This is a genomic window from Bacillus cereus group sp. BfR-BA-01441, assembly GCF_022663075.1.
Lineage (GTDB): Bacteria > Bacillota > Bacilli > Bacillales > Bacillaceae_G > Bacillus_A > Bacillus_A cereus.
This window is the reverse complement of sequence record NZ_JAKUEU010000299.1, coordinates 1-328: the sequence shown is the minus strand read 5'-3', so window position 1 is coordinate 328 and position 328 is coordinate 1. Positions and strand designations below refer to the sequence as shown.

Sequence of the window (328 nt, the reverse complement as noted above, 5' to 3'; positions counted from 1 at the left end):
GAGAAGGATTTCCAATTTTGTTTTATGATGTTAACGGATAAATGTGATTTGAATAAAAAAGGAGACCAAATTTGGTCTCCTTTTAGAAGGCGATTCTGAACGAGCCGCTTCTGCTTTTAGATTAATATCTAGCTCCAGCGGCTAGAACAGTCGGCCATTTCGCGCCTTCCTGTGAGGCAAAAAGCGCCTCTTCGTCAGGAGCTCCAATGACCTCCTGTTCTGAACGAGCCGCTTCCGCTTTTAATTAAAATACTTGTTCTACTTCGATAACGCCTGGTACTTCTTCAAGTAACGCGCGCTCGATACCAGCTTTTAGTGTGATTGTAGA

1 pseudogene is annotated in these 328 nt (G+C 43.3%); it reads right to left on the bottom strand.

Annotation, left to right across the window (positions count from 1 at the left end):
- Positions 1 to 244 precede the first annotated feature (244 nt).
- A pseudogene (locus MR107_RS30585) lies at positions 245 to 328 on the bottom strand (NifU family protein); the annotation flags it as partial.